General features: G+C 45.5%; 6 protein-coding genes. 4 read left to right on the top strand and 2 right to left on the bottom strand.

The features are described from left to right. Positions 1-335 precede the first annotated feature (335 nt). Together DWU89_RS16515 and DWU89_RS16510 are read left to right on the top strand one after the other, a co-directional pair. Positions 336-662, top strand: coding sequence for a helix-turn-helix domain-containing protein (locus DWU89_RS16515; protein ID WP_115500734.1), 327 nt, complete (start codon positions 336-338; stop codon positions 660-662). Beyond that, positions 646-1752 carry a type II toxin-antitoxin system HipA family toxin gene (locus DWU89_RS16510; RefSeq protein WP_115500733.1) on the top strand — a complete coding sequence of 369 codons (1107 nt, stop codon included), beginning with the start codon at positions 646-648 and terminating at the stop codon, positions 1750-1752. The genes DWU89_RS16515 and DWU89_RS16510 overlap by 17 nt, the downstream gene beginning before the upstream one ends. Here the strand turns inward: DWU89_RS16510 and DWU89_RS16505 are convergent. After that, complete coding sequence (locus DWU89_RS16505; RefSeq protein WP_115500732.1) at positions 1749-4073, bottom strand: glycoside hydrolase family 3 N-terminal domain-containing protein; 2325 nt, start codon at positions 4071-4073, stop codon at positions 1749-1751. The genes DWU89_RS16510 and DWU89_RS16505 overlap by 4 nt on opposite strands. 203 nt (positions 4074-4276) lie before the next feature. On the opposite strand from DWU89_RS16505, the gene DWU89_RS16500 reads away from it, so the two are divergent. Beyond that, positions 4277-5023 carry an MlaE family ABC transporter permease gene (locus DWU89_RS16500; RefSeq protein WP_115500731.1) on the top strand — a complete coding sequence of 249 codons (747 nt, stop codon included), beginning with the start codon at positions 4277-4279 and terminating at the stop codon, positions 5021-5023. 4 nt (positions 5024-5027) lie between these two features. Then, positions 5028-5816, top strand: a complete 789-nt coding sequence (locus DWU89_RS16495; protein WP_115500730.1) for an ABC transporter ATP-binding protein — start codon at positions 5028-5030, stop codon at positions 5814-5816. A gap of 93 nt (positions 5817-5909) precedes the next feature. Here DWU89_RS16495 and DWU89_RS16490 read toward each other — a convergent pair whose 3' ends face one another. After that, positions 5910-8870: a glycosyl hydrolase gene (locus DWU89_RS16490; protein ID WP_115500729.1), complete on the bottom strand. Its 2961-nt coding sequence runs from the start codon at positions 8868-8870 to the stop codon at positions 5910-5912. Positions 8871-8937: the final 67 nt, after the last annotated feature.

The raw sequence follows: 8937 nt of genomic DNA, 5'->3' as shown, positions 1-8937 counted from the left end.
CTAATCTTCGCGAGGTGCCGAGTGCACTACACATTAGCACGGTCGTAATGGCAAAGAGGACGGTCGTAATTGCTGAAAACACTCAAAAAAGGCTAAAAACCCCCTTTTTGACGTCCGAAAAGCGGATTAACATTTGTTTTGTTTCGGATGTCTTTCGAAGCTAAAAAATACGTTTTATACAATAAGCCCCCCTTAAATAACGGACTGATAGAAGACAAATAAGAACAAATGTTAATTTACTATCAAACGGATACAACTATGTGAGTTTTCCGTATATTTGCAATAAATACAATAATATTCATTATAGCCAATTTCACCATATAAAAGATACAATAATGTCTTTAATATATACATTTGATTTAGATACGGCACAGAGCCTTTTACAGATAATAGCCCAGAATCTGCAAAAAAGGAGATTAGAGAAGAATCTTTCCAGAGAAGCTCTTTCCCAGCTTAGCGGCGTACCGGCTCCAACAATTGCCAAATTTGAACAGAAATATACTATTTCATTGGCTTCTTTCGTTGCTCTTGCAAAAGCATTAGGATATGCGAAAGAGATAAAAGCATTGTTATCCGAACCTCAATACAGCACAATGGAAGAATTGGAAAACATCAATAAAAACAAAAACAGAAAGAGAGGACGCTATGAAATGGATAGATAAGTTGTCTGTGTTGTATCGTGACAAAAAAGTAGGGATACTGACAATGACACCGGATAATACAAGATGCGCCTTCCAATATGACAAGGAATGGTTATCTACTGGATTTTCAATTTCTCCTATAGAACTGCCATTAAAGCCGGACCTGTTCATAGCTAAGCCTGAACCCTTTTGGGGCAATTTCGGAATTTTTGAAGATAGCTTACCCGATGGATACGGGCGTTATCTATTAAACCGGCTATTGAGAAAACAAAATATAGACGACTCAAATCTGACCCCTATACAACGTTTAAGTATTGTTGGAAATTCCGGAATGGGAGCCTTATGCTATGTACCCGAATCATACATCGGCGAAGAAAAATCTTTACCGGAATTAGACACATTACAACAAATGGCTCTTGACGTTCTTTCTGAAAAATCAGACGTAGGAACTGATATCCTTTATTTTAACAGTGGTAATTCCGGCGGATGCCGCCCCAAATGCCTATTACATGATCAAGACGGTAGTTGGTTGGTTAAATTCCGTCATAATTATGATCCGGAAGATATGGGAGCAATGGAGTATCGCTATAATCTAACAGCCCGAAAATGCAATATACAAGTCGCCGATTTCAAGTTGCTGGAAGGAAAATATTTTGCAAGCAAACGTTTTGATCTAAAAGCCGGAGAACGTTTGCATATTGCAACAGCTGGAGCATTATTAAACGAATCGATCAGTCAACCGAAATTGGATTACAAAATACTGCTCCATTTAACAGGCTTTTTGACTCAAGACCCGAAACAGGTAGACGAAATGTTCCGGCGCATGGTTTTCAACGTACTGACAGACAACAAAGACGATCACGCAAAAAATTTCAGTTTCATATATGAAAATGACAGATGGATATTATCACCTGCATATGATCTGACACTATGCAGTATCGGATATCATGGAGAACGCGCGACATCTGTCAATAACAATGGGACACCTACTTTGGACGATATGCTTACCGTCGGAGAAAGTATCCGCATTAATCGAAAAAAGGGGATGGAATTATTCCAAACAGTCTACGAAAATTGCCAGGAGATCATATCAAAAGCGTGGAAGGGCTAATCCCCTTCCACCGTTAACGCTAATTTCTGCAAATCTTTATCCGCTGAAGAGGAGCCGACCATTAGGGTGAAATCACCGGGTTCTACTTCCCAAAGCTTACGGACGGTATAGAATTTCAGGTCGTCCGGAGTGATCGCAAACTCGACACGTTTGGTTTCGCCGGCTTTCAGGGAAACACGTTGAAAACCTTTCAGCTCTTTGACCGGACGAGTGATTGAACCGTATTCGTCGCGGATATACAACTGCACGATTTCTGTTCCATCCATTTTGCCCGTGTTTGTCACATCGAAAGAGATTGTTACAGATTCATCTTTCCGGATCTTATCCTTTGAAAGGGCCGGTTTGCCATATTGATACGAGGTGTAGCTCAGTCCGAAGCCAAACGGATAAAGCGGGCCCGTATGTCCCAAAGCAAACTGACGGGAATATTGGGAAGCCTTATGATTATAGATTGTCTGGATCTGTCCGACATTATACGGAACGGTTACCGGAAGTTTTCCGCAAGGATTGATATCGCCGAAAAGAACTTCGGCAATCGCCTGTCCGCCCATCATACCCGGTTCCCATGCTTCCAGGATAGCCGGAACATGTTCATTCGCCCAGACAATGCTCAACGGACGTCCGTTCAACATCACCAGGACAGTCGGTTTGCCGGATGCACAAACCTTTTCAAGCAATTCCTGTTGCAAGCCGGGGAAATCGAGGTTGTCGCGATCACAATTTTCACCGCAGGTACGGCCTTTACTTTCGTAGCGCTGCGAATTTTCGCCTATCACGACTATATTCAGATCGGCCTCCTGTGCTTTCCGTCCGGCTATCTCGACATCTTCCGGTGTTATGCTGGTTATGACACCGGAAAAACACAAGGAATCAATCGAGGCATCCGGGCAAGCGGCGCGGATACCTTCGTAAACGGTTACCACGTTATCATCCGGCTGCGGCATAGCCCAGTCGCCCAATATCGTCTGGCTGTCGGCGTTCGGACCGGTAATAAATATTTTGCGGTATGCACCTTTCTTCAGGGGCAGCAACCCGTCGTTTTTCAACAAGACAAGCGACTGGCGGGCAGCATCCAGCGCTGTCTCGCGATGAGCAGCCGGAGCGATCAGTTTGCGGGTTGCCGGAATATCGACTACCGGCTTTTCAAACAGTCCCAATAAGAATTTAGCTTCCAGAATCTTATGTACGGCCTTGTCGATCCGGGTTTCCGGAATGCGTCCGTCCCGAACGGCAGTCAGGATCGTTTCATAATAGTTATCACCCTGCATATGCATGTCGATACCGGCCTCCACCGACACCCGGAAAGCCTCTTCCTCACTCGGCAGGTAATGATGCATGGAGTGCATACGTTCGATATCCATCCAGTCGCTGACGATAAATCCTTTGAACCCCATTTCATCGCGCAGCAGGTCGTTCAACAACCAATAATTGCCATGACAGGGAATGCCGTTCAACTCATTGTGGGCAGCCATTACGGTAAAGACTTTCGATTGGACAGCCGATATAAAAGGCGGCAGAAAGACTTCACGCAATTTCTGTTCCGACATATCCATCGGAGCTGCATTGATGCCGCCGGCCGGCTCACCGCCGCCGATCAAATGTTTAGCGCAAGCCAGCACGCGATCCGGCTCCACACCGTCCCGGCCCTGCAAACCTAAAATCAGGCTTGTTCCCATGCGGGTAACCAGATAAGTATCTTCGCCGAATGTTTCCCCAATACGTCCCCAACGCGCATCGCGGGCCACATCCAGATTCGGATTGAACGCCCAGTGCATGCCGCTGGCACGCATTTCGGAAGCCGTCTCCCGACCGCTTTTTTCCAACAGGTCGGGATTGAACGTCGAAGCCATACCGATCGAAGTCGGATACACCGTACAACCGGCATGAAGCCCGTTGCCGTGAATCGCATCCACACCGATCAACAAGGGTATTTTCAAACGGGTCTGCTGCGCCACCTGTTGCAAGGCATTCGCCTCATCGACAGAAAGGACATGCAGGAAAGAACCGATTTCGCCTTTCCGCACTTTATCGATGATCGCCTGTGATTTCAAGCCGAAAGCATTGGCATCAATATTTCCCATATCACTGCTGTTCTGATCGGCTTTCTGTTCGTTTTGCTTGATATGGCCGGGTCCGACATACTGGCACATCTGACCGATTTTTTCTTCCAAGGTCATCTCCTTCAACAATAAATCGGCACGCCGGGCCGGAGAAAGAGAGGTGTCCCGATATGATTTACCAGCAGAAGCCCCCATCAAAAGAACGCTTCCCGCAAACATAAAACTACAAAAAAGATATTGCTTAATGGTCTGTGTTTTCATGTAACTATACTTATTTAATGGAACCCTCAAAGGTATATTCTTTTATTCAAATAATCGACAAATCTGCTCTCCGGATGTTCTCCTTAAATAATTTACAACCCAGTTTAGATTAAATCCAAACCAGAAGTATCAACAGGAAATGAACAGTTGTTCCCAGATTTGCGTTATATTTGCAGACTGAAATTGAACAGAAATATATAATAATGAATAAAGCATTACATCAATTAGGTGAATATGTCATGTTGATGGGCAAAAGCATCTCCATCCCGAACCGTTGGAGCATGTTCTTTAAGCAGCTGATAAAAGAGATTTACAAATTAGGAGTCGACTCGCTCTGGATTGTTATCATCATCTCCGTTTTTATCGGTACGGTTATCGCCATCCAGATCTCACTGAACATCAGTTCGCCGCTTATTCCTAAATTCACAATCGGATATACAACGCGTGAAATCATCCTGCTGGAGTTTTCATCCTCTATCATGTCACTGATCCTGGCCGGTAAAGTCGGCAGTAACATTGCATCCGAAATCGGCACCATGCGCGTGACTGAACAGATCGACGCAATGGAGATCATGGGTGTTAACTCGGCTAATTTCCTGATACTCCCGAAGATTGTCGGTCTGATGGTTTTCATTCCGGTACTGGTTATTTTCAGTATGTTCACTGGGATATTAGGCGGTATCGCAGCCAGTCATTCCACCGGGACAGGCATGACACCGGCTTCATTCGAATATGGTTTGCAATTCTACTTCAACGATTTTTATATCTGGTACTCCATCATTAAATCGGTGGTATATGCATTCATCATCTCGTCAATCGCAGCCTATTTCGGTTATAATGTAAAAGGCGGTGCCTTGGATGTAGGTAAAGCCAGTACGAATGCAGTCGTAATGAGCAGTATCATGATCCTGCTTGCCGACGTGATCTTAACCAACTTAATGCTGACATAAAGAAATGGTAGAAGTAAAACATATTACAAAATCCTTTGAGGGACGGACAGTACTGAATGACATCAGCGCTGTTTTTGAAACAGGGAAGACGAACCTGATTATCGGCCGAAGCGGTTCCGGAAAGACGGTTCTTATTAAAAATATCATCGGGTTGATGCGGCCGGATTCGGGAGAAATCCTGTATGACGGACGTGATTTGACATCGATGGGAAAGCATGAACTGAATATGCTGCGCCGTGAAATGGGTATGCTGTTCCAGGGATCAGCCTTGTTCGACAGCATGACGGTGTTGGAAAATGTCATGTTCCCGCTGGATATGTTCTCCAACGATACCAACAAAGACCGTCTGAAACGGGCTCAGTTTTGCTTGGACCGCGTCAACTTGTCGGAGGCCGGACATTTGTATCCTTCCGAGATCAGTGGCGGTATGATGAAACGCGCCGCTATTGCACGGGCGATTGCCCTGAATCCGAAATACCTGTTTTGTGACGAGCCTAACTCCGGACTCGACCCGAAGACCTCTCTGATTATCGACGATCTGATCCACGATATTACGAGCGAGTACAAGATGACGACTATCATCAACACGCACGATATGAACTCGGTTATGAATATCGGTGAAAACATCATCTTCATTAAAGAAGGCGTCAAGGAATGGCAGGGAAACAGCAAAGATGTCATTACCTCCCAAAACAAGGCACTGAACGACTTCATCTTTGCATCCGATCTGTTCCGCAAAGTGAAAGAGGTGGAAGAGGAAGAATTGAAAGAAGAAGAAGCGAAAGCGAAATAAAAATATCCGATGCCCATCGAATGAAAATTCCATGGGCATCGGACTGAAAACGGATGGGCATCGAATTTTCAGCCCATCCGTTTTCATATTCCACTATCCGTTATCCGGAGTTTTCGTCCGGACAATCGTCACAGGCCCTAACAGGCCGGAAGGTTCCAACTGTATTTCGGAAACCGGGTTTCCCCTGAAATCATTTCCCAAAACAACATTCGTTTGCGTGTATCGGGTCGGGCTTACCGACATTTCATCTCCTGCAACCCTGTTGAACCATGAGTTCGTAACTTCCACGACCAATTCATTTTCACCCTCTTTCAAGGCATCTGTTATGTCCACCCGGAAAGGTTTGGTCCAGACAATGCCTTTATCCGTATGATTGATACGGACAGCAGCAATTCCGACATCCTTTACATTTTCCAGTTGCAGGAAATAACGGTTTGCCGGAGTCTTTTCAAAATCGACAGTGAATCTCTTGTTATAGACGGCCGTACCCGAATAATACCGGATGCCCTTGTCCGGATGTGTCGCCCAATCCATCAATTCCGGAAATACAACAGACGCCGGGCCACCCCATTTCGGATCGAAGCAGACAGTCCAGGGGCCGTCCAAGGTCTTTACGGTTTCATAATCCGGATAATTGTGTTGTTTCGTACCTTGCCGGTTCTTGCCGATCTCTTTATTGAACACAACGAACACCGAACCGTAAGGTTCCAATACCAGAGGGACAGAGGTCAAGCCGTCTTTCTGGGCAAAGGCTTCCGCTTCGCGTATTTCCCCGGAAAGAGCATCCCAGAGTTCAGGCTGTAGCCCGGATACGCGGAATTGAGCCGTAACCGTTTGCTTTTCGTCTGTTTGATTACTTACAAAATAGAGATGGGTTTCACCGATCATGTAATGGATATAATCAAAGTCCGTTTTACTGTCATTTCCTTCGATGGAGAAATCCACCGGTATATTCTGCGAAAGCAGGTATTCTTTTGCATTCTTTCCCCATGAGACAGTGCCTTTGCCATATTCATTCCGGCCCGTAGCTTCGGTTGCCTCACCCCAAAGTTTGTCCGCCAATTGCTTAAATTCGGCATCTGCGGTTTTGCCTCCGACCAAAGACACGGTTTTCAACGGTTTATAACCGATCACATGAGCGCCTTCTTTTACTAATGTTTCCAGTTTTTTCAACACTGCCAAAGACAAAACGCGGTGATCCGGAAGAACCAACACTTTGTAGGTTCCGCCGGCCGGTGTCGTGACATTCCCGTTGTCCACATCTAACTTCATAAAAATGGTCTCATCCGTCACGTCATAATCAAATCCGAACATTGCACCAGCCATATCCCGGTGTTTGAACGGGTAGACATTAGGAACATGATCGCCGTAATAATAAAGGACATCTGCAACAAACTTACCTTCTTGCACAAGCATTTGTGTCCGGTGCAAGTAGTCGATAAAAGGTCCGGATTGATCCCACCACGTAACGCGCGGATTCACATGCGTACCTGCAAAATATTCCTGCCCCGGCAATCCCTGTTCCGCAGGAGAACAAGTAAAAGTATGGAAATAGAGCCGGTTAAGGCCGTCACAGATTTCATGGTCGAACGCCGACTTCTGGTCATGCCACAATTCATCATTCCAATGCGGGCCGATGGTCGTAAAAGACTCGGCTCCTACGATTTTCTTTCCATAGATATGGGCGGCGGAAGAGGCTTGCTTGATAAAGAAACGGTCCTGCGGCCTCGGGCGATGCGGCGACGGAGACCAGAACTCGCTCATCACGATGTCACTAAAACCATAATTCTTGATACCGTCCAGCGGACCGGCATGAGGACCGGCAGACTCCGGCTGAATCCCCATATTATTCTTATGGGCATACGCTGCAAAACGGGCATAATGGTTATTGGCGACCAAATGGGCAATCGCTTTTCTGAAGTCAGCCAAAAAAGCATTCGAAACATCTACATTTCCGACTACATGACCGGCGATGAGAGGCAAATACTGTTTCAGGTCATATCCGCAATAAGCGCGAAACTCATCGGAAAAAGAATCCGTCCAGTTCATTCCTCCACACTCCCAACTATCCGTTTCCATAAATTTCAGGGTGGAACCGACATGGTCTCCGGCAGCTTTAAAAATCGGCTCGACGACAGTATTCCAATAATAGTCAAAGGCTTCCTTACTCATATAATCCAACACATTGCCTTGCCATTCATTACTGGAAGTCGAGACTTCCGAATTCGTACACGTATATCCTATACGCATAATGTTCCATTCGCCTTGGGGAGCATCCCAACTAAGCGCCCCCTTTTCATCCATCTGAGCCGTAAGGTCTACTATTTTTGACGGATCAACGAGAAAAACCGTTTTACCCGTTTTCCGTTCTTCGTTCCGGGATGTATTTTCCAATAAGAAGCGGCAGTCCGGAGCAGAGCCACCCAATTCGTGCAGGCCCAATTTCAAATCTAACTTATCAACTGTTTTATCAGTCTGATTCTCTCCGTTTGCCGGGAAGGCTAACACTGCGACATCTTTATAAAACCCTTTATGCTCTTCCGGTTTCACCAACTGCAAATGGAGCGTTTTTCCTCCTGCCGTTTTCAATTCCGAATAGGTCAATTGCTTGGCGGCATATTGCGGAGTGACACAAGGACCTCCTAAATTCCAGCCGCTTTGGATATTGAAACCCATCTCCAATCCTAAACGTTTGGCCTCATCCAAGGCAAAAACAAAAAGATCGGTCCATTCCTTACTGCCGAACAAGGGACCGGCCGGAATATCTTTATTTCCCCGTTGGTTATGACCACCGGCATCAAAGATCATGGCACCTTGGAAATTTCTGGATTTCATAGCTTCCAAATCTTTCGTGATGGCTTCTTTTGTCACATTTCCATTCAGCCACCACCACCAGCAATTTACGCCATAAACCTGTTCCGGCTGCTGAAAATGGCTTTTCAGATAGTCATAATTAACCTGCTGATCATCGTTTACACCCACTTTTCCCGGGTCCGTACAACTAAACAGGAAGCTAACCAACATAAGCTCCCATACTATTATCTTCCAATTCATAATTCATGTATATTATCAGTCTAAAAAATCGAGCCCGCTAAAATCTTATTTTCTTTCTATCAATAAA

This window comes from Parabacteroides acidifaciens (assembly GCF_003363715.1).
In the GTDB taxonomy this organism is placed as follows: domain Bacteria; phylum Bacteroidota; class Bacteroidia; order Bacteroidales; family Tannerellaceae; genus Parabacteroides; species Parabacteroides acidifaciens.
This window is presented reverse-complemented; position numbering and strand designations above follow the sequence as displayed.

Excerpts from the sequence above, each read along its gene's own strand:
- DWU89_RS16515 (WP_115500734.1), top strand. The coding sequence starts at position 336 with ATGTCTTTAATATATACATTTGATTTAGATACGGCACAGAGCCTTTTA.
- DWU89_RS16510 (WP_115500733.1), top strand. The coding sequence starts at position 646 with ATGAAATGGATAGATAAGTTGTCTGTGTTGTATCGTGACAAAAAAGTA.
- DWU89_RS16505 (WP_115500732.1), bottom strand. The coding sequence starts at position 4,073 with ATGAAAACACAGACCATTAAGCAATATCTTTTTTGTAGTTTTATGTTT.
- DWU89_RS16500 (WP_115500731.1), top strand. The coding sequence starts at position 4,277 with ATGAATAAAGCATTACATCAATTAGGTGAATATGTCATGTTGATGGGC.
- DWU89_RS16495 (WP_115500730.1), top strand. The coding sequence starts at position 5,028 with ATGGTAGAAGTAAAACATATTACAAAATCCTTTGAGGGACGGACAGTA.
- DWU89_RS16490 (WP_115500729.1), bottom strand. The coding sequence starts at position 8,870 with ATGAATTGGAAGATAATAGTATGGGAGCTTATGTTGGTTAGCTTCCTG.